The 18,626-nt window shown below is 48.1% G+C and carries 17 protein-coding genes; 9 read left to right on the top strand and 8 right to left on the bottom strand.

Annotated elements, in window-relative coordinates; all coding sequences use genetic code 11:
* Positions 1-24: 24 nt before the first annotated feature.
* From phnK to phnP, 5 genes are all read left to right on the top strand, one after another.
* A complete protein-coding gene (phnK, locus tag KU854_RS03340; RefSeq protein WP_218357259.1) occupies positions 25-822 on the top strand; it encodes a phosphonate C-P lyase system protein PhnK in 798 nt (265 codons plus the stop codon).
* A gap of 22 nt (positions 823-844) precedes the next feature.
* Positions 845-1,579: a phosphonate C-P lyase system protein PhnL gene (gene phnL / locus KU854_RS03335; protein WP_218357258.1), complete on the top strand. Its 735-nt coding sequence runs from the start codon at positions 845-847 to the stop codon at positions 1,577-1,579.
* A complete protein-coding gene (gene phnM / locus KU854_RS03330; RefSeq protein WP_218357061.1) occupies positions 1,576-2,712 on the top strand; it encodes an alpha-D-ribose 1-methylphosphonate 5-triphosphate diphosphatase in 1,137 nt (378 codons plus the stop codon). The genes phnL and phnM overlap by 4 nt, the downstream gene beginning before the upstream one ends.
* 12 nt (positions 2,713-2,724) lie before the next feature.
* A complete protein-coding gene (phnN, locus tag KU854_RS03325; RefSeq protein ID WP_218357059.1) occupies positions 2,725-3,315 on the top strand; it encodes a ribose 1,5-bisphosphokinase in 591 nt (196 codons plus the stop codon).
* Positions 3,316-3,379: 64 nt separating this feature from the next.
* Positions 3,380-4,138: a phosphonate metabolism protein PhnP gene (gene phnP, locus KU854_RS03320; RefSeq protein ID WP_218357058.1), complete on the top strand. Its 759-nt coding sequence runs from the start codon at positions 3,380-3,382 to the stop codon at positions 4,136-4,138.
* A 47-nt stretch (positions 4,139-4,185) separates the two neighbouring features.
* Here the strand turns inward: phnP and KU854_RS03315 are convergent, their stop codons facing one another.
* Positions 4,186-5,394, bottom strand: coding sequence for a multidrug effflux MFS transporter (locus KU854_RS03315; protein ID WP_218357057.1), 1,209 nt, complete (start codon positions 5,392-5,394; stop codon positions 4,186-4,188).
* A 454-nt stretch (positions 5,395-5,848) separates the two neighbouring features.
* Between KU854_RS03315 and KU854_RS03310 the strand changes: the two genes are divergently transcribed.
* Complete coding sequence (locus KU854_RS03310) at positions 5,849-6,283, top strand: DUF3592 domain-containing protein (protein WP_418885832.1); 435 nt, start codon at positions 5,849-5,851, stop codon at positions 6,281-6,283.
* Between the two features lie 206 nt (positions 6,284-6,489).
* Positions 6,490-6,930 carry a GNAT family N-acetyltransferase gene (locus tag KU854_RS03305; RefSeq protein ID WP_218357055.1) on the top strand — a complete coding sequence of 147 codons (441 nt, stop codon included), beginning with the start codon at positions 6,490-6,492 and terminating at the stop codon, positions 6,928-6,930.
* Between the two features lie 278 nt (positions 6,931-7,208).
* On the opposite strand, the gene KU854_RS03300 is transcribed toward KU854_RS03305, so the two are convergent.
* Positions 7,209-7,541 (bottom strand): PBPRA1643 family SWIM/SEC-C metal-binding motif protein, encoded by a 333-nt coding sequence (locus tag KU854_RS03300; protein WP_218357053.1) that lies wholly within the window; start codon positions 7,539-7,541, stop codon positions 7,209-7,211.
* A 494-nt stretch (positions 7,542-8,035) separates the two neighbouring features.
* On the opposite strand from KU854_RS03300, the gene KU854_RS03295 reads away from it, so the two are divergent.
* On the top strand, positions 8,036-9,847 hold the full coding sequence (locus tag KU854_RS03295; RefSeq protein ID WP_255555379.1) for an Lnb N-terminal periplasmic domain-containing protein: 1,812 nt from the start codon (positions 8,036-8,038) through the stop codon (positions 9,845-9,847).
* Between the two features lie 5 nt (positions 9,848-9,852).
* Positions 9,853-10,296, top strand: a complete 444-nt coding sequence (locus tag KU854_RS03290) for a DUF3015 family protein (RefSeq protein WP_218357052.1) — start codon at positions 9,853-9,855, stop codon at positions 10,294-10,296.
* A gap of 167 nt (positions 10,297-10,463) precedes the next feature.
* Here KU854_RS03290 and KU854_RS03285 read toward each other — a convergent pair whose 3' ends face one another.
* The 6 genes from KU854_RS03285 to KU854_RS03260 all read right to left on the bottom strand — a co-directional run bounded on the left by KU854_RS03285 (position 10,464) and on the right by KU854_RS03260 (position 18,591).
* Positions 10,464-12,152, bottom strand: coding sequence for a choice-of-anchor X domain-containing protein (locus KU854_RS03285; RefSeq protein ID WP_218357050.1), 1,689 nt, complete (start codon positions 12,150-12,152; stop codon positions 10,464-10,466).
* A 4-nt stretch (positions 12,153-12,156) separates the two neighbouring features.
* A complete protein-coding gene (locus KU854_RS03280; RefSeq protein ID WP_255555378.1) occupies positions 12,157-13,617 on the bottom strand; it encodes an esterase/lipase family protein in 1,461 nt (486 codons plus the stop codon).
* A 20-nt stretch (positions 13,618-13,637) separates the two neighbouring features.
* A complete protein-coding gene (locus KU854_RS03275) occupies positions 13,638-13,913 on the bottom strand; it encodes a hypothetical protein (RefSeq protein WP_218357049.1) in 276 nt (91 codons plus the stop codon).
* The gene (locus KU854_RS03270) at positions 13,910-14,614 is read right to left on the bottom strand and encodes a PEP-CTERM sorting domain-containing protein (protein WP_218357048.1); all 705 of its coding nucleotides are present in this window, start codon (positions 14,612-14,614) and stop codon (positions 13,910-13,912) included. The genes KU854_RS03275 and KU854_RS03270 overlap by 4 nt, the downstream gene beginning before the upstream one ends.
* A gap of 356 nt (positions 14,615-14,970) precedes the next feature.
* Positions 14,971-16,851 carry a methyl-accepting chemotaxis protein gene (locus tag KU854_RS03265; protein WP_218357047.1) on the bottom strand — a complete coding sequence of 627 codons (1,881 nt, stop codon included), beginning with the start codon at positions 16,849-16,851 and terminating at the stop codon, positions 14,971-14,973.
* A 246-nt stretch (positions 16,852-17,097) separates the two neighbouring features.
* Positions 17,098-18,591: a carboxypeptidase M32 gene (locus tag KU854_RS03260; protein WP_218357046.1), complete on the bottom strand. Its 1,494-nt coding sequence runs from the start codon at positions 18,589-18,591 to the stop codon at positions 17,098-17,100.
* Positions 18,592-18,626: the final 35 nt, after the last annotated feature.

The following is an 18,626-nucleotide window of genomic DNA, read 5'->3' as shown; positions in this document are numbered from 1 at the left end:
GAGTTGAGTCGCAACAGCGCGATCATGCCAACCCCAACCCCAAACTCAACAGTACAGCCCCTCCTGGATGTGTCTGGGATCACCAAGCTTTACCAGCCGGGCAAGGGGTGCCAGGACATTTCCTTTGATTTGTGGCCGGGTGAAGTGCTGGGCATTGTCGGTGAATCCGGTTCGGGGAAAAGTACCTTGCTGCGTGTGCTTTCCGGGCGGGAAGCACCGGATTCAGGCTCGGTGAATTACCAGTTTGAAAACGGTTCACAAGCCAGTCTCTATGACCTTTCTGAAAGCGATCGCCGACGCTTGCTCCGAACTGACTGGGGTGTGGTACACCAGCATCCGATGGATGGACTAAGACCGCGTGTTTCCGCCGGCGGCAATATTGGCGAACGGCTAATGGCGGTAGGAAACCGTCACTATGGTGATATCCGCAATCAGGCGCTGGACTGGCTTTCCCAGGTTGAGATCCCGACAGATCGCATCGACGACATGCCTATCACTTTCTCCGGCGGCATGCAGCAACGCCTGCAAATTGCCCGCAACCTGGTCACCCATCCAAGGTTGATCTTTATGGATGAACCGACAGGCGGGTTGGATGTCTCCGTTCAGGCAAGGCTGCTGGATTTGATCCGCAACCTGGTGACTGATTTAGGGCTTTCCGTGGTGATTGTGACCCACGATTTGGCCGTCGCACGCTTGCTGGCACACCGTTTGGTAGTGATGAAAGAGAGCCGGATTGTTGAGAGTGGACTGACAGATCAGGTCTTGGATGACCCACAACATCCGTACACCCAGTTGCTCGTTTCTTCGGTTTTGCAGGGGTAGGGAAGCCATGAGTTTCACAAACATGACAACAATGCTGGACGTAAAAAACGTTAGCAAAACATTCGTTCTCCACAATCAGGACAGTGTCAGGTTGCCGGTATTGGCCGATTCCAGTTTCTCGGTCGATAAAGGCGAGTGCGTGGTATTGCTGGGGCGATCCGGTGCGGGGAAAAGTACTTTGTTGCGCGCACTCTATGCGAACTATCTCGTCGATGGTGGCGAGATTAAGGTGCGCCATACAGATAGTTCCAATAAAGAGCAATGGATTGATATTGCCAATGCGCTGCCACGAGACATTCTGGATATACGCAAGAAAACCTTGGGCTGGGTCAGCCAGTTTCTCCGGGTCATTCCCCGTATCACTGCACTGGATGTGGTCTGCCAACCGCTGGTGGAGCAAGGGGAAAGCAAGAAAACCGCGAGGGAGAAAGCAGGCGCCATGCTCAAGCGCCTGAATGTGCCTGAGCATCTTTGGCAACTGGCTCCAGCTACGTTTTCCGGCGGCGAGCAGCAGCGCGTGAACATCGCTAGGGGTTTTATTGTCGATTCTCCTGTGCTCTTGCTGGATGAACCGACAGCATCGCTGGATGAAAGAAACCGGGAAGTGGTAATTGAGCTCATTTTGGAAGCCAAGCAACGCGGGGCAGCCATTGTCGGTATTTTCCACGATGAATATGTGCGTCAGCGTGTGGCTGACCACTACTACGACATTTCAACTGCAACACTGATTAAAGCTGAAGGGAAGGAAGCGCAATGATCATTACCAATGTTCAACTGGTGTTGGAAGACGATGTCATCAATGGCTCGTTGGAAGTTGAAAATGGCGTGATTCGCGCCATGTCTGATTCGCCAAGCCAGCAACCGGGCGCGATTGATGGTAATCAGGGGTGGTTGATGCCGGGCTTGATTGAACTTCACACCGACAACCTCGAGAAGTATTTCACGCCCCGCCCAAAAGTCAGTTGGCCGCCGTTTTCAGCCATGGCAGCACACGACGCACAATTGATTGGCGCTGGGATCACCACAGTTTTAGATGCCATTGCTGTGGGTGACGTACGCGATGGCGGTCACCGTCAGGAAAACCTCGATAACATGATCAACACTATTGTCCAGAGTGGTGAAAGAGGTCTGAACCGCGCTGAGCATTTTGTCCATATCCGCTGTGAGTTGCCCCATCATTCCACCGTGGAACTGGCATTGCGCTATCTTGATTTGGAGCAAACCCATATGGTGTCGCTGATGGATCATTCGCCGGGTCAGCGTCAGTTCGTCAATCTCGACAAGTACTACGAATATTATCAGGGGAAATACAACCTCAGTGACGACGAAATGGCAGCGTTTGAAAAAGACCAGCGCGAGCAGTCTGCGCAATGGTCAGACACCAACCGACGCGCGATTGCAGAGCTGTGTCACGCTAAAAGGATTCCCCTTGCTAGCCACGACGATGCGACCCGCGCACATGTCGAAGAATCCCGCGAGCTGGGCATGGTGTTGGCGGAGTTCCCGACCACGGTGGAAGCCGCGCAGCGCTCGCACGAACTGGGTTTGAAAGTGATGATGGGCGCCCCGAATGTGGTTCGCGGTGGTTCGCATTCAGGCAATGTGGCGGCACACGAACTGGCATCGCTTGGCGTGTTGGATGCACTTTCGTCTGACTACATTCCGGCAAGCCTGCTGGAAGCCGTTTTCCGTCTCGCGGACGACGAACGAAACGATATGGATTTGGCCGCCGCCGCAACGCTGGCCACGAAAAGGCCCGCATCAGCGCTGGGTCTGGCAGACCGGGGCGTGATCAAAGAGGGGATGCGAGCCGATATGTTGCTGGTGGAACGTCATTTCAACCAGCCGTATGTGCAGCAAGTGTGGCGTTCCGGTCGTCGTGTGTTCTGAGGCGGAGATAAAATGCCGAAATTGTTTTATGTATTGGGCGCATCCGGCGCGGGAAAAGATTCATTGATTGATGCGGTAAGAGATCAGTTCTCCGATCGCCTGATGGTGGCACACCGTTACATCACACGTCCCGCTTCGGCGGGCAGTGAAAACCATGTGGCGCTTTCCGATGCGGAATTTGATCTTCGTGTCGAACGTGGGCTGTTCACCATGCAGTGGCGCGCCAACGGTATGCGCTATGGCGTGGGCAGGGAGGTGGAAAACTGGCTGGAAGCTGGGCTGGATGTCATGGTGAATGGCTCCCGCGCCTACCTTCCGTTGGCTCAAGGGCTGTTTGGCAAGCAACTGGAAGTGGTCTGGATTTCTGTTTCCCAGCAAGTGCTGCGTGAAAGGCTGGAAGCGAGGGGCAGGGAATCGGCTGAAGAGATTGCCCAGCGCCTGGAGAGGGCGGTCGAATATGAGTCGCTGAAACCACATGATGCGATTTGTCTTGATAACAGCGGTGCGTTGGCAGATACGGTGGCGCAATTTGCGTGTAGGCTGGATCAAAAGCTTTGTCAGACGTACAGCGCACAAAACCGTGCAAAAGCAGTGAAGCTCTGACAATAAGCGATTAACTTTATGACATCGGGTTCTCTTGGCTTCTCAACCACTCATGGAAGGACAAATGTTGCGACTGACTTTGCTGGGTACCGGTGCTGCGGGAGGCGTGCCGCTTTATGGATGTGAGTGTTCGGCGTGCAAGAGGGCAACAGAACACCCCACCTTCGAGCGAAAGCCCTGCTCAGCCATGGTGGAATGGGGAAATGGAAGCGCCAAGGAACGCTTGCTGATTGATGCAGGGTTGATGGACTTACACTCGCGCTTTCCGGCAGAAACTTACCACGGTTTTTTGCTCACCCACTTTCATGTAGACCACGTTCAGGGTTTGTTTCACCTACGCTGGGGAACGGCTTCCCCCATCCCGGTGTGGTGCCCACCGGACGATCAGGGCTGCGCGGATTTGCTCAAACATTCTGGTTGCCTGAACTTCCTGCCGACGATGACGCATGGAGAGCCGCAGAACATTAACGGTCTTCGTATTACGCCGCTGCACATGACACATTCACGCCCAACGTTTGGCTATCTGTTGGAATACGGTGTGAAAAATATCGCTTATCTGACCGATACCGACGCACTTCCCACCAATACACTGTCATTTCTGAGTGAACTCCCACCGCTGGATGTACTGATTATTGACTGTTCATTTCCGCCTGACCATACAGGGCGAAACCACAACAACATCAACACCGTTACGCAAATCTACCTGGATTTGGCGCCCAAACGCCTGATTATCACCCATCTCGGTCATGATCTTGATGCCTGGCTGATGGAACATGGCGTGCCTGAATGGCTCGAAATCGGCCGGGATGGAATGACGGTTTAACGCCACCATTTCCGCTCATTTTCAAGGAAGGCTTTCAAGCAGAAGGCTTAGGGCGAGGCTTTAAAGTTCCCTTCTTCATCCAGCTGGTTTTTCTCAGAAAAGCCAGCTCTGATCAGTCCGCTGCCAAGAATGCCGACACAGACCAGCAGCAAACCAAGATGCCACGCCTTGCTCATGCCCAGCGCCATCAACCCCATGCTCAGCAGGGATGCCGTGACCATTTGCATCGCACCACCCAGTGCTGCCGTGGTGCCTGCTTTGTCCCGAAATGGCAGCAGTAACTGGGATTGGGCGCAGGGGAAGGCGATACCGTTTGCCACCACCATCAGGAATTGCCCTGCAATCACCGACCACGCAGTAAGCGGCGCAACAATCAGCCAGATACCGGCGATTGCATGTAAATAGGGGGCAACTTTCAGCATCCGCTCTGAGCCCAGTTTTGGGCGTAGCCTGTTGCAAATCGCCCCGCCTAAAAGCAGGCCGAATGCCGGGATCAGCGCCCAGATAGCATATTCATCACTCGTCATGCCGATTTGCACCTGCATGATGAAAGGAATGACGGAGATGGAGACGACCACCATGCTGTAATTCAGCCAGCCAATGCCGGAAAAACTGATGAAATAGCTGGATGTAATCAATTGCTTGTAGTTACCAAGTACGGTTTTCAGGTTGGGTACATGGCTTTTGGTATTCACCGTTTCTTTGAAGCTGAATACAAGGATCAACCAGACAATGGCGATGTAGATCAGCATGGCAACAAACACGGACAGCCAACCAAAATGGAAGTTAACAAAACCGCCAATCACAGGTGCGACAATTGGGCTGAACGACGCGACGATACCGAGCCAGGTCATGGCCTGAGCCAAATGTTGATAGGAGTAGCTATCGCGCAATGACGCCCGCGACAGCACGGAGCAGCATCCTGCACCGAGACCTTGCAAAAAGCGCCCCCAAAGGAGCAGGGAAAAGTTATCGACACCGCTGACAGTCAGCACCAAACCCGCAATAGAAATGGCGATACCCAGAAGCAATACCGGTTTGCGGCCAATGGCATCAGAAAGTGGGCCATAAAGCAGCTGAGAAGGGCCAAACCCCAGCAGGTAGAAAGAGATCAGTCGCTGGACTTGCTCAGCGTTTAACGAAAAGTTCTGTGCAATGGAAGGCAACGCGGGAAACAACAAACCCACACTGAGCTGACCAATACTGACAATCAGACAAGCGAGTAAAACAGGGCGAAGGGGAAAGCTAGACGGCATGAAACGGACTCCTTATCGCTCCATTATTACCGTAAAAACAAAAACCTATTTGAGATTTTCTGGCAGGGGTTTCTTTCCGCTGTGGAATGAATCAACAGTGGAAATTTCGGGAAGCATTTTGCCCCGTTTCTAGTCGACGGAATTAAACGCAGTCACTCTCATTTCGAGAGCTCCAAATGGATTTCCCGATGCCAAACGAGAGGTAGGTAGAAATACCCCATCTTGTCGCGTTTTTCCGTTCATGGTTTTTGGGGGTCTAATAAATTGTTAGCACAAAAATTTGCGACAAAAGTAGCGCAATTCAATGATTAAGAATTTGGGCTCCCGGTTAATATGGAAGTCTATTTTCTAAAAGTTAAATGAACTGATGTTTAAAAAGTACCTTAGTATTCTATTGATACTACTCTTATCGCCAATGTTCTTACTACTCCTGTATGTCACCGCTGGAAACCCGATGAAGATTGGATTTGGGTGTTATATTTCTCAAAACTGGAATGTGACTTCAGCAAAGATAATTCACGCAGAAGTTGATTCTATGACATTTGAAGATACGAATCGTCGTCGGAAAATTGCCTACGCTCCTAAGGTTTCATATGAATATAACTATGGCGGTAAGGTATATGTAGGTAATCGTTATTCGTGGGTAAAATCATATGATAACGGTGAGTTGCACAATGCTGCCAAAAGGCTTGTGTATACCAAGCATAAAGGAAAAGAAATAAAAATCTTTGTTAATCCAGCAAGGCCTAGTGAATCTGTTGTAGAACGGATGTGCGATAGTTACACTTTCAAAGTGTCTATATTTGGGGGCGTTTTCATACTTTCCATCATCAGTATTTTTGTTGCTGCATTTGTATTTTCTCGACGAAAAAGCGCAGTACATAATTAGGTAGTGAACTTTTGCGCTAATACATATGAGCCTTTTCTCGGTCACTCACTGCGTGCAGGGAGAAGTGATAATTGACGAGGTTGACGCCTCAAAAGAATTGAGAAGACATGGTTATCTCCAGTATTTGATGCAACACCTAATTGTGGCAAATCCCGGTGAAGGGGAATCCATGTCATTCGTTAGGTTTTCGGAGGAAAATTGTCAGTATGGGAATCGAGCTAAGAAGAATTGACCATGATAATTTCTATGAGATCTGTCAGTTACAAGTTGCTGAAAATCAATTGAACCATGTTGATAGCAATGCCATTTCATTGGCTGAAGCGAACTTTATGAGCTTTCCTTGGTTCAGAGGCATCTATTCTGACAATAAGCCTATTGGCTTTGTTTTAGTAAATGCAGACACAGTTTCGGGTAAATTTGAGCTTTGGCGGTTCATGCTCGACAAACATCAACAGTCAAAAGGTTATGGTCATATTGCTATCGGTTTGTTGAAATCAGCACTGGTCAGTGAGTTCGGAATATCGGCTCTATATACAAGTGTTGTTGCAGGATCAGGCAGCCCTCAAGGTTTCTACGAGAACTGTGGTTTTGTATCAACAGGTCACTTAGTAGAAGGGCGTGAAATAGAGTTGTGTCTACCTCTTTAACGCCAAACACACCACATATGAGCCCGTCGCCGTTCAATAGGCAATAGCCTCATTTGGCTGCGTCAGCAGCCAGTGCTCTCGAACGACAAAGTCGTCTACTTCGCTTTGTCATTTTCGCCATTAAGTCATTGCTTACGACAAACGAGGTCAGCGCCTCAAGAGAATTGAGAAGAGATTGTTATCTCCGGTATTTGATGCAAGACCTAATTGTGGCAAATCCCGGTGAAGGGGAAACCATGTCATTGGTTATACCGCCGTGTGAGGGCGGTATTTGGAATCTATGCACAGCACTTCTTGTATTTCTTGCCACTTCCACAGCTACAAGGGTCGTTTCTGTTAGGTGTTTTCTCAAATACTATCGGTTTTGGTTTGCTCAGAAGCGTGTCCAACTCAACCGTGTTTTCTTCTTGGTTTGCATCAATAGTGATATTGGCAACAATTGAATGCTCTTGAGTGATAGCTTCAATTTCAAATTTACGAGCTTCAGTCTGCACAGCGATCGAAATTGGCGCTTCTTCAGTACCAGCTTTTACGTCACGATTAACGTTGTAACCTGACATTACGTGGTTTTGTCGAGTTTCGATTCGACCTTTGAAAAACATTTTAGACATGCTGGTACTCTTAGTTTTCGGAACAGGAAAATGAGCAGGGATTATACGTGTCGTGTTGAAATGATAAAGCTCAAATTAAGTGAAGTTTAGTGTCGCGAAAAAGCACTTAACACATATGAGCCTCCTCTCCGGTTAGTAGACTTCTTTTGGCTGCGTCAGCGGCCGATTCGCTCGAACAACAAAACCGTCTAGAAAAAGAAGGCTTTGTTGTTTTCCAATTATCTTCAGGATCAAGTTGGCTGTAGGCAGCGTTGATGTGCGTTTGGTTGCGTAATAATGGGGCAGTTAGTCAACGCGGAAGAATTTGAACGAAGGTTGCACAGCAGACCATCAAAGTGATCCAATTCAATAATTTAGAAAGATAAATACAACAACCTCAGACGTGTGTCGAAAAAACAGACACCCTGTGTTCTACTTGATGGAAATCCAAGGCGTGAATAAGAAGTGGTTCTATCAAACGGTTTTTAAAATGCATAAGTGCATTCTCATTACACTTGTTGGCATCATTTACAACAAATGCTGAAGGCGCTCAGGAAGCAGATATCCTCCCTGTTTCCTCTCTCTATAACAACCAAACGTGGCTCAATCTACTACACCATGAACCCGGTTTGTTTGGGTCAGAAAGTCTCATAAACAGCGCCGACTTTTTTCTTTCTCCTGATGGCAAGAATGATGCTGCAGCGGAGCTGCGGGCGACGTTGAAAGCGTTCAAGTCTGATCCTCAAACGCAATGCCGATTTCCCGCAAGAAAAATGTGGTTGGAACAACAGTTACCGGACATAGAATTTCCAGTCGCCGAATGTGACGATTATGAGGCTTACATGGAGGCTTTCGCGGCAGAAAGTGTCAGCCTGATATATGCCAGTGGCTACTTGGGTAATCCTGCCTCTATGTACGGGCATTTGCTACTGAAATTTAATAATTCCCAAAACCATGAGTTTCTTGATAACACATTTAATTATGGTGCCCGCGTACCTGATGGGGAGAATAAGTTCGTATACATCTTCCAGGGTATTACTGGCGGTTATTCCGGCCAATTTGCCAACCAAAAATACCACCATCAAAACCTCACTTACAATGAATCTGAATTAAGGGATTTGTGGGAGTATCGACTTCGCCTGTCACAGAACAAGGTTAACTTCCTGTTGGCTCATTTATGGGAGTTGGAAAATAGCAATATGACGTACTATTTCTTCACGGAAAACTGTGCGTACCAGTTAGCCAAACTCCTGGAAATGGTCACGGACGTACAGCTGATCGCAGAAGGGAAACTTTGGGTGATGCCATTTGACATTGTCATGATGTTGAATAAACCCGAAGCAAAAACGTTTGTTGATGATGTTATTTATCATGGTTCCAGACAAGAGCAACTGTACCAGCGCTTTAGCCAACTTGAGAACGAAGAAAAAATAACCGTTGCCAGTGTTATCGACGCACCTTTGCAAGATGTTGAGAAGCAATTTAATGACCAATCAACAGTCAGTGCCTTGCGGATCATTGACACCCTCTATGACTACTATGCTTATATCAATGTGAAAAACGACGGTTTAAGCGATGCGCAGACGACAAAACTTAAGAAACTTCTTTCGCTAAGGTTCAGATATCCGGCAGAGAAAACGGAATGGAAAGTCGACAAAAAGACGCCACCTCATAAGGCCCAAAACACGGCCATGTTTCAAGCTTCTCCAATCTACAACGACGCCTTTGGCGAGGGCTTGGAGCTTCGGTTCCGTGCCAACTATTACGATCTGTTGAATGTAAATGCTGCGCGTATTGAAAACTCAGCGCTGAATACTTTTGACCTGACACTTCTATATACCAAAGAGGAAGAACGGGTTCGACTGAGAGAGTTTACGCTCATAGATATTGTTAATTTGAACCTTTCTCAAACTGGGCTTCCAGAGGATAGCGAGTTAGCGTGGGGGATTTCCGCGGGATACAAGCCAACTGCTCTCGATTGTATCGATTGCTCAAATACGTATTTCGAGGGCTTTGTTGGCAAAAGTTGGGAGACTGCTGACAACTTCGTGAACTATTTTGCGTTGGCAGGAGAGGTTCAATTCAATTCATTAAAGGACATTGAATTCTTCAGTGGTCCTGAGATTGGGGGGGTATTAACCATCGCTCCTTATTGGGTTAGCTCAATTAAATTAGGTGGTTATTTTAATTTAAACAAAAATTGGCAATACGATAATCATTTGAGATGGGAACAACGATTTTTTGAACATCAAGCATTTGATGTCAGGACATCTGTTCGATATGACCAAGGGTTTGAATATGCCGTGAATCTATCTATTTATTGGTGAATACTATGAAAAAAATTGCTTTAGTCGCTGTCGCTGCTGCTCTAATGTCAGGGAATGTCGCTGCAGAAAATAAGAAAGGCGTTAACCCTTGGACACAATGTGGTATTGGCGCAATGATTTTTAAAGATACCCCTGTTGGCGCTGTTATCTCAAACGTTATCTGGGACTTGGGTACAACTGCTGTGTCTTCAAATATTTCTTCGCAACAGACTTGTGAAGGCAGTGAAGTGAAAGCGGCGATGTTTATCCAGGATAATTTCGACCAGATGATGGAAGACACGTCTAAAGGCTATGGTGAGCACATCTATACGATGCTGGAAATTCTGGAAGTTGAACAAAAAGACCAGCAGGAAATTATTACATCTGTGCGCGCTAGCGTCGCAGATCAGCTTGCTGCGGACGAGGTGACACCTCAGTCATACTACAATGCTGTAGTAGCAAGCTTATAACACTGAATCGCAGGCAGTATTGGCACTCTGTTCGTTTACGGCATCTCGCCAATATTTGGTGTTTAAGTTTCACTGGTGTTCAAACGCTAGATTGGAAATTTAAACAGCATCAAGATAAAGAAAAGGGGCTCGCTGGAGCCCCTTAAGTTTATCTAAATGACAGACTTTTAGTTAAGTCGTTGTAACAACAAAATATCACGAATAGTGATTTTACCGTCGTTGTCTAAATCTCTCCTGTCACCTGGGCTTAGCGCTTGTTGGTTGCGGAAAGGCACAAGTATTGCGCGATCCGCGGCGTCTACATCGCCATCCGCATCAAGATCCCCTTGCTTAGTCGGCACAAATTGCCACCTGAGCAGGGTATCTGAGCTGCCAACAAATGCTTTCTGGGCAGATATCCCACCACGAACAACGAGTGCGGAGATGAGCTGATAGGGGCCATCAGAGGTCTGGAACTGATCAGAACCAACGGTGAAGGTGACATCGTTTTGTCCTTGGGACAAAAAGCGGGAGAATGCAACCAAGTCAATATCCTGTCCAGTCGCAGACACAACTTTGAAGGACATTTGGTAGCTGCCTTGTAGCGTGACTGAAACAGGTACGGAGAACTCCAAAGCACTGATCATGTTGTTTTGGATAACCGGTGAGATAACCGCTTCGCCGATCACGATATCCTCACTACACAAATCAGCCAATGATATCGCGTCCGTTTCACCGAGCTGGGTTCCTTTACCAGCAAGCACGATGCCTTCATCCGAAAGCGATAGTACATTGAGGTATGGAAGCTGATACGGGCCATCTACAGCCAGGCTTTCCAGAATATCGTCCACATCGTAAAATAGCGTGACGTTTGACGTGCCGGAAGAGAGCGTGAAACGAGCCTGTTGATTCAGCGTGTTCCCATTACTCGCCACCAATTGGCCTTGAACCACATATTCCCCGGACGTGTTCACCGTTAATGTGGCGATTTCATTGATCCCTTCAATACACCCTCCGTTGCCATAGACCAGTTGCGAAACCACGGTCGACACATTTACCGGTGGCGCTTTCACCGTCACCGTGCGGCTGACTGAGCGGGAGATCGTACCGTTAACAGTAGGGATGTCAGTATTGGCCTGAATGATATAGGTACCGGCAGCATTAAAAGTATAACTGCGGGTATATACGCCATCATTAGCCAGCCCATCGGGATCCACGCCGTCATCCTTACCCAGTGCGCTGTCCGGAGCTGCACCTTCTTTGGTAACGGTAATAGTGGGTGAGAGGCCTGTAACGGGCGAACCGTTATTCAGAACCAGCATACCAGGGGCAATCTCTTCTCCCACCAAATAGTTATCCCGGTCGAGGGCAACGCCAACCTGCCATTTTGAACGAACAAACAGGGTGGTGACGATCACTGTGTCGACAGGGGCTTCAGTGTAAATCAGCTTGATTTTCCACACGCCACTTTGGGGGGAGGCAACTTCCTCAGTGGAAAAAATACCACCGGGAAGATTTGAACCAGGCTGAATGTCTTCACCGGAGACGAAGCTTACTTCAGCGTCGCCGGATTCGAGCACCACAGCGCCCGTTGGATCGATTAACTGAAACGTTGCACCGTCAAGCGGCGTTACAGCTTCAGTTTTGAGGCCATCAGCCCCTTCAATTAAGAAAGAAAACTCCGTTTCAGTATCATTGACTTTTACCTCTTCAATCAGTGTGACCGGCATATTGACAGCAACCGGAACCGATTCTGCAGTCACGGTTGTAGAGGACAGGATAAGACCCAAAAACACAACGAACCTATTCACCACGGTCGCAAAGGCACAGGAATTGTGTCCCCGGTTTTTGAGTGTAAAGCATCTACTCATCATCATAGGTTCACCTAAGTGGTATGGTTTTCTGAAGGAACTGATCCACGTTTACTGCATTTTTAACCGTACTGTGGTTATGGAGACTGTTACCAAGAGACGTTCCATAACTTGTTGGGTTTGCACTGTTCGTGGTTACCACAATGTCGTTGTCCTGCGGTGTCGCGGCGACGATAGTCTGGTAAATGAGGGTTGTTTTTTCCCCACCCAAACAGAAGAAACAGGGGGTTGTCTGCGTTTGTAGAATCGGCGCAGAAGAAAAATCACGCATCACCCGCCAAGCCCGCTCAGCGGCATAATGAGCAACGCCGGGGAAAAGGCCGGCTGATTCGGATGATTCCAGATCATTGTTGCCGTTCGCGTCCGCATTTGCGCCTATGGTGAACGTCTTGCCGATATTTCCTCTGAGATTGAGCGATATTGCTTCACTCGCTCTGCCTGTGGTCAAATCCCTCAAGCCCGGCAATTGGGGCCCCTGACCAAACGTCCAAGAGTTGATATACGTTGCAGCAAAACCGTTGGGGTCGTTTCCTTGGTTGACGCGGTTATCGACTTCTGCCTTTTGAATGATTGAAAGGTCTGCGGCAACACTGCCAAGGTGAGGCGTTGATAGCGTAGACAAGGAGAGTATCTCGAAGCTCGGTGCCCTAGCTTTCAATTCCTGTGTATCCAGTCCGCCTTTACTGTGTGCAATGACGTGAACCTTTTTGGATTTGATACTGTCAAGGAACGCCTGGATGTTCTGTTCGAGTTGAGCTGCATTTCCCGCAGAGCGTCCATTAGCAGTCACAGAAAAACGGGTATAGAGCACGCCAGTGTTATCCAGTGTTTCTAGCACACCCGGCGCTGAGCCAGCATCCCAACTGGAGGCGTCAGCGTTTATTCCGTGCGCCAGTACATATGGCGCCGAAACATCAAACTCCAGCGACACCCAGTCGACCGCCATACACCAGGATTCTGAAGTATTGGCGGTATCGATATCTATCCGAATTTCATTGGTTTGACCAAACTTCACCTCTTCAATCGGAATAATAATGGCATCGTCCGTCCATTGATTATTCACACCAGAGAGGTTCTTCTTGAAGGTGCCGTTGAAGGATATTTTGTCCACTTCTGGTTGGATCCCCGATACGTTTGCGCCGGAGTCGATGTCATAAACCGGAAAACGCATGACAGCTTGAGCGCCAAGGACACCATTGGATACCAGTGCCGGAGCGTCTTTCAAATAGCCATCCGATCCAATGGCATTGGGGTTAACGATGGCGGGAACTTCAAGCGAAATAATAAGTGGCCCGCCTGAACGGAAAGTGCATCCGGTATCAAGGCCGCTGCCGCTGTTAACAACATAGACCCCAAGCTCTTCTTCCGGCGGGTTGAAGGGGGAAGATGTATTTGCGAGTGCAGGAGCTGCTATACAGAGCGATGATAGCAACCCGCTCCACGCGCAGATCTGCATGGAATGATGAGTCATTAATTTATCTCCGTAATTGCTTATTCCTTCCCGGAATCGGTTTCGATGATGGTAGGGAGATCGGCTCCGGTTACGTATTTACCCGAAATTGTGTTTCCGACCATCTCTTCATCGACAGAAGCCGATGTGGTCATCCAGGTGACATCGCCATCAGCAGATTCGATAGCTAACCGCTGGCCTTCGACAGCAACAATAGTTCCTTCAAATACCTGAGGTTCGTCCGCGTTGGCTTTGAGTGAAAAGGGGGCAAGTGCAAAGATTAAAAGGAGTATCTGAGTTCGAAATATACGATTCATTTTGGTCTCCTGAACGAGCGGGATTCTCTGAACAGACGGGTAGCAAACAAGGCAAGCGCAATAAGTAAAAATGAGGAAGAAGGTTCAGGAATTGGCGTTGGGGGGTTGCCTCCGGTAACAGACAATGTTGTTTGACCAGGGGTAAAGGTTGAAGCCACTTCATCCAGATTGCTGTTCAACAGGCTGAAAAGCGGATCGTTTACCACAAATCCAATATCCGACGACGCTGATTCTGCAATTGCAAGAAATTCAAGCTGAAATAGCCGAAAAGAGTCTTCTTGCAGAGAATCCAAGACACTCTGGCTGTTTCCCGAAATGCCGAAAATATCGACGATGCCTGCGCTAGCTATTGCATCCCCAAAAAACGGGAAAGCACCCGCTTCGGGTAAATCCAATTGGTTACCGAAAGTAGGGTCACCAAACGTCGCGGAAGAGAATGAAAAGACACTACTGTCAAAGCTGATATCAAAATCAAAGCCGGCAAGCGCACTTCCGGGTGTGGTGCCATTAAGGCCAGAGATCCCGATATCGATCAATACTGACTGCCCGGTAGTAACGGAGGATGTGGAGGGTATGACTGAGAGTATCGCTGCGGATACAGTGGAGGGTAACAGTAGAGAGAACAGAATAAAACTCACATTCAACACGGCTTGTTGTAGCCGATGGCGATACCTTTTTTTCACGTAATTAACGTTGTGCATAGGCTCAAATCCTTACGCCTGGTGAACCAGCGGGCCCGATTGCCCGATGTACTACAGGACTGGCTTTTAGCAAAACGTGCGCCACAAATTAAAATGGCTTTATTTCAAGGGGATAAAAACAAGTTGTCTGTAAAACTTTCGCGGAGTGTAAACTTTATTGACACAATGTTGGGAGGGATTACGTTGTTTACACCAATCAGAACTGGGCGGGTCGAACTTTGATGGGCGGCTTCGGATTGAATTCAGTCGATAGATAACACCGTTGCCTTTCCATGGGAGACCACTTAAGGTGACTTTGCCACCTTAAGTAGTGTCCAGAATCCTTAAACCACAGCACATTTCAACGGGACAACTGATCAAACCTTAAACTTGTTCAGCTCTATATCCTGCTTGCTAGTAAGTTCGACCATACCGGCACAACGCTGTTCTTGCTCAGAGGCTCTCTCAGACGCGGCTTGGCTCATAGTACGCATCGTATTAGCGCTTTGATTGACTTCCATTGTCGTCGTGTTTTGACTATCTGCGGCGTTTGCTATGTCTGTGGTAAGTGCGTTTATTTGGCCGATACTGTTTCGGATTTCGTTAAGCATTGAGTCTGCTTGAGCTGCTATTGCTTGGGTATGTTTGGCCGTATCGCGTCCTTTTAGGATGATGTCTTCTGCGCTACCCACACCCAATTGCAGCTGACTAATCATCTTTTTGATTTCTTCTGTGGATTGCTGCGTACGAGATGCTAAAGCTCGAACTTCATCGGCAACCACGGCAAAACCTCTACCCATCTCTCCCGCTCGCGCAGCTTCGATCGCAGCATTTAGCGCCAACAAATTAGTTTGTTCTGCAATGCCAGTAATGACAGTCAGAATGGATGAAATATTGTCGCTGTAGCCAGATAGCTCGTTAATTTTACCAACAGCCATTTCCATTTCTGCGGTTAAGGTTGAAATGGATTGAGAGGTATTTGACACAACTTCGACGCCCTTACATGCCGCATTGTCCGCTTCCTGTGCGGCGCCTGATGCCCTTTGCGCATTGTCAGATACATTTTGCGCAATGGATGACATGTCATCCATTGCAGCAGTGAGTGATTCAAGTTCTTGTAATTGCTTTTGCACGCGTTGTGAAGACGCAAAAGCGGCATCGGCAGTGAAATCGGTATTCTTTCTTACCTCTAGCGAGATGTTTTTTACCTGACTGATAAGGTTTTGTAAGTAGTCAAGAAACTGATTGAAGTCGTTTGACAGTTTACCGAATTCATCGTTACTGGAAACAACAATCCGTTTGGTTAAGTCGCCTTCGCCACTATTGATCTCCCGCAGTGAGTCGCGAAGTCTATCGAGTGGTTTAAGCTGGCGAGAAACTCCGATGTATAACGCAATTGAGCAAAACAGCGTGCTGATAATGGTGGCAAAAAAAGCGATCCATCCAAGCTGTGTGGCTTCGGCCATGACTTGATTTTTATCGAGTACCACACCAATCAACCATTGGTTACCGTAGAGGTTGGTGAGTTCATAAAAAACAGTGAAGACAGGTTGGCCGTCGACGATGGACTCGGCCATATTTTTTGAAAACGGCGGCACATTGTCTCCGAATAGTGCCGACGTGGATTTGCCATTGAGCTCGGTGTTGGGGTGACTGATTATGGTGCCATCTGCACTCAGAAGGAAGGCGTAACCCGTGTTGTCAAAGTTCAATGTATTCACGGCTTCAGACACTGTATTAAGACTAAGATCACCGCCGAACGCGCCTTTAAACTCACCCTTATCATAGAAATTTGCCACGGCAGAGATGAGGATTTCATTAGTACCTGCATCTGCATACGGCTCAGTCAGTATTGCGCGATTATGTTGTTTGGCGAGTGGATACCAAGGGCGTTTTCTCGCATCCCAGTTCTCAGGTGTCCATGTCAAGTCATTGGTGATGGATTTACCGTCGGTTTCTAATCCGCCAAAAATGAGAAGAAATTCGTCTTTCAGCAGGGGAGTATCAAAGGTTTTTTGGATGGTTTCAGCATTAAAATCGGCATCAATGGTTTGAGCCATCATATCAATCAAGCCGAGTTTGCTATTCAGCCAGTTGGTGATTTGGTTACCCAGTGCTGATGTGGCCTCGAGAGTCGTTTGAGCCTTGTTTTCGTAAAGTGCATTTTTTACCGTATTGTATTGAAACCAAGAAAAAATAGAGAAACTTAATACAACAATACAGGAAGCCAGCACGGCAACTTTATGGGAAACCTTCATCCTTCACCCCAACACATCGTAGAATCCAATAGTTAATGATTGCTTTATCGATAAGAAGTATAGTCAGAAGAGAGGCGTTTGGTTTTTATCTGAGAGTGTATTAGATAAAAATGATTTCCCTGAAACAATATAGAGGGCAATACACAAGTGATACGCTCGTTGTGGCTATCTAAATGATCAAAGCCGCTTCCTTATCTCTGTCCCATAACCAATCAGCGCAGCCTTTAGCTGCGCTGGTGGTTTTCATCAATTATTCAGGTAACGCTCGATTAGATGCTGTTTGAAATACTCTGGATTGAGTGGTTCACCCGTCGCCTGAATCACTAACTCATCGGTCGTAAGGGTAGAGCCTTTTGACCAAATGTTCTCTTCAAGCCATGCCCAAATAGGTTCCATTTTCAGTGTGCGAATGCACTCGTCCACATCTACCGTTTTACGCATTGCAGCCATAAATTGGGCGGCATACATGGCGCCTAACGTGTAGCTTGGAAAGTACCCAAAGCTTCCATCACACCAATGAATATCCTGCATACAACCGTTGGTGTAGTTGCCTTCGGTATTGATGTTCAGGTATTCCTGCATCTTTTGATTCCAGATGACGGGAATGTCTTCAACCTCAATGCTGCCTTCAATTAACGCGCGTTCGAGTTCATAGCGCAGGATGATATGCGCAGGGTAGGTGACTTCATCGGCGTCCACGCGAATGTAACCAGGCTCAACACGTTTATAGATTGCGTCCATGTTGGCTTCTGCAAACGCGGGATCGGATTCGCGGCCGAAGGTTTCCTTGGCGAATTTTACTAAATGGGCGACAAAAGCCGGGTTGCGTGCCAGCTGCATTTCAAAAAACAGGCTCTGGCTTTCGTGGATACCCATTGAACGCGCTTCACCGCTTGGCATGCCGGAAAGGGCTTTTGGCAGTCCTTGCTCGTAGCGCGCATGGCCGGTTTCGTGGATCACACCCATGATGGCAGAGGTGAAATCATCTTCGTTGTAGCGGGTGGTGATGCGGACATCTTCCGGCACGCCGCCACAGAATGGGTGCATGCTGACATCCAAGCGGCCATGGTTAAAGTCAAATCCCAGAATGCCCATAAAGGTTTTGCCAAGTGCAGCTTGTTTTTCAGTGTCGAACGGGCCTTGTGGCTGCTGCACCTGGGTGGATTTCTGTTTTTCGATGATTTGTTTGGTCAGGTCTGGCAACCAGGATTTTAACTCACCGAAAATGACATCCAGTTTGTCTGTGGTCATGCCCGGCTCGTAAAGATCCAGCATGGCGTTGTAAGGCGAGAGACCGGTTTTCTCTGCGCGTATTTGCGCTTCTTCACGTGAAAGCTTCACCACTTCTTTCAAGTTGGGCGCAAAGTTATTCCAATCATTGGCTTTACGTTGCGTGCGCCATCCGTGTTCACACTTAGAGCCAGCGTTGGACTTGGCTTTTACCAGCTCTGAAGGCAACGCAGAGGCCTGAAGCCACTGGCGTTTCATCTCGCGAAGCTCCACGTTTTGTTCTGCACTCAATGTGCTGCTATTTGCTTCTGCGTCTGCAATCCACTGTCCAACTTCGTCTGCTGTCAGCGTTTCATGGCAAAGTACCGCCAATTCACTCATGGCGCGGGCGCGGGCTTCATTGCCACCGTCTGGCATCATCGCTGCCTGATCCCAGCCACAAATCGCGGAGAGGTGACGGTAGTTGGCAAGCTTCTGGAATTGGGTATTCAGTTTATCCATTGAAGTCATTGTTTTATCCATATCGGGAATCGTTTTTTTGAATG

This window comes from Enterovibrio paralichthyis, assembly GCF_019209835.1.
In the GTDB taxonomy this organism is placed as follows: domain Bacteria; phylum Pseudomonadota; class Gammaproteobacteria; order Enterobacterales; family Vibrionaceae; genus Enterovibrio; species Enterovibrio paralichthyis.
The sequence above is the reverse complement of the archived record's forward strand: the minus strand, read 5'-3'. Positions and strand labels throughout refer to the sequence as shown.

What these genes read in the sequence shown, in the direction of transcription:
- KU854_RS03300 (WP_218357053.1), bottom strand. Translation starts at nt 7,541, where the DNA reads ATGTCTAAAATGTTTTTCAAAGGTCGAATCGAAACTCGACAAAACCAC.
- KU854_RS03270 (WP_218357048.1), bottom strand. Translation starts at nt 14,614, where the DNA reads ATGCACAACGTTAATTACGTGAAAAAAAGGTATCGCCATCGGCTACAA.
- KU854_RS03275 (WP_218357049.1), bottom strand. Translation starts at nt 13,913, where the DNA reads ATGAATCGTATATTTCGAACTCAGATACTCCTTTTAATCTTTGCACTT.
- KU854_RS03260 (WP_218357046.1), bottom strand. Translation starts at nt 18,591, where the DNA reads ATGACTTCAATGGATAAACTGAATACCCAATTCCAGAAGCTTGCCAAC.
- KU854_RS03280 (WP_255555378.1), bottom strand. Translation starts at nt 13,617, where the DNA reads ATGACTCATCATTCCATGCAGATCTGCGCGTGGAGCGGGTTGCTATCA.
- phnL (WP_218357258.1), top strand. Translation starts at nt 845, where the DNA reads ATGACAACAATGCTGGACGTAAAAAACGTTAGCAAAACATTCGTTCTC.
- KU854_RS03265 (WP_218357047.1), bottom strand. Translation starts at nt 16,851, where the DNA reads ATGAAGGTTTCCCATAAAGTTGCCGTGCTGGCTTCCTGTATTGTTGTA.
- KU854_RS03310 (WP_418885832.1), top strand. Translation starts at nt 5,849, where the DNA reads ATGAAGATTGGATTTGGGTGTTATATTTCTCAAAACTGGAATGTGACT.
- phnK (WP_218357259.1), top strand. Translation starts at nt 25, where the DNA reads ATGCCAACCCCAACCCCAAACTCAACAGTACAGCCCCTCCTGGATGTG.
- KU854_RS03285 (WP_218357050.1), bottom strand. Translation starts at nt 12,152, where the DNA reads ATGATGATGAGTAGATGCTTTACACTCAAAAACCGGGGACACAATTCC.
- phnM (WP_218357061.1), top strand. Translation starts at nt 1,576, where the DNA reads ATGATCATTACCAATGTTCAACTGGTGTTGGAAGACGATGTCATCAAT.
- phnP (WP_218357058.1), top strand. Translation starts at nt 3,380, where the DNA reads ATGTTGCGACTGACTTTGCTGGGTACCGGTGCTGCGGGAGGCGTGCCG.
- KU854_RS03290 (WP_218357052.1), top strand. Translation starts at nt 9,853, where the DNA reads ATGAAAAAAATTGCTTTAGTCGCTGTCGCTGCTGCTCTAATGTCAGGG.
- KU854_RS03315 (WP_218357057.1), bottom strand. Translation starts at nt 5,394, where the DNA reads ATGCCGTCTAGCTTTCCCCTTCGCCCTGTTTTACTCGCTTGTCTGATT.
- KU854_RS03305 (WP_218357055.1), top strand. Translation starts at nt 6,490, where the DNA reads ATGGGAATCGAGCTAAGAAGAATTGACCATGATAATTTCTATGAGATC.
- phnN (WP_218357059.1), top strand. Translation starts at nt 2,725, where the DNA reads ATGCCGAAATTGTTTTATGTATTGGGCGCATCCGGCGCGGGAAAAGAT.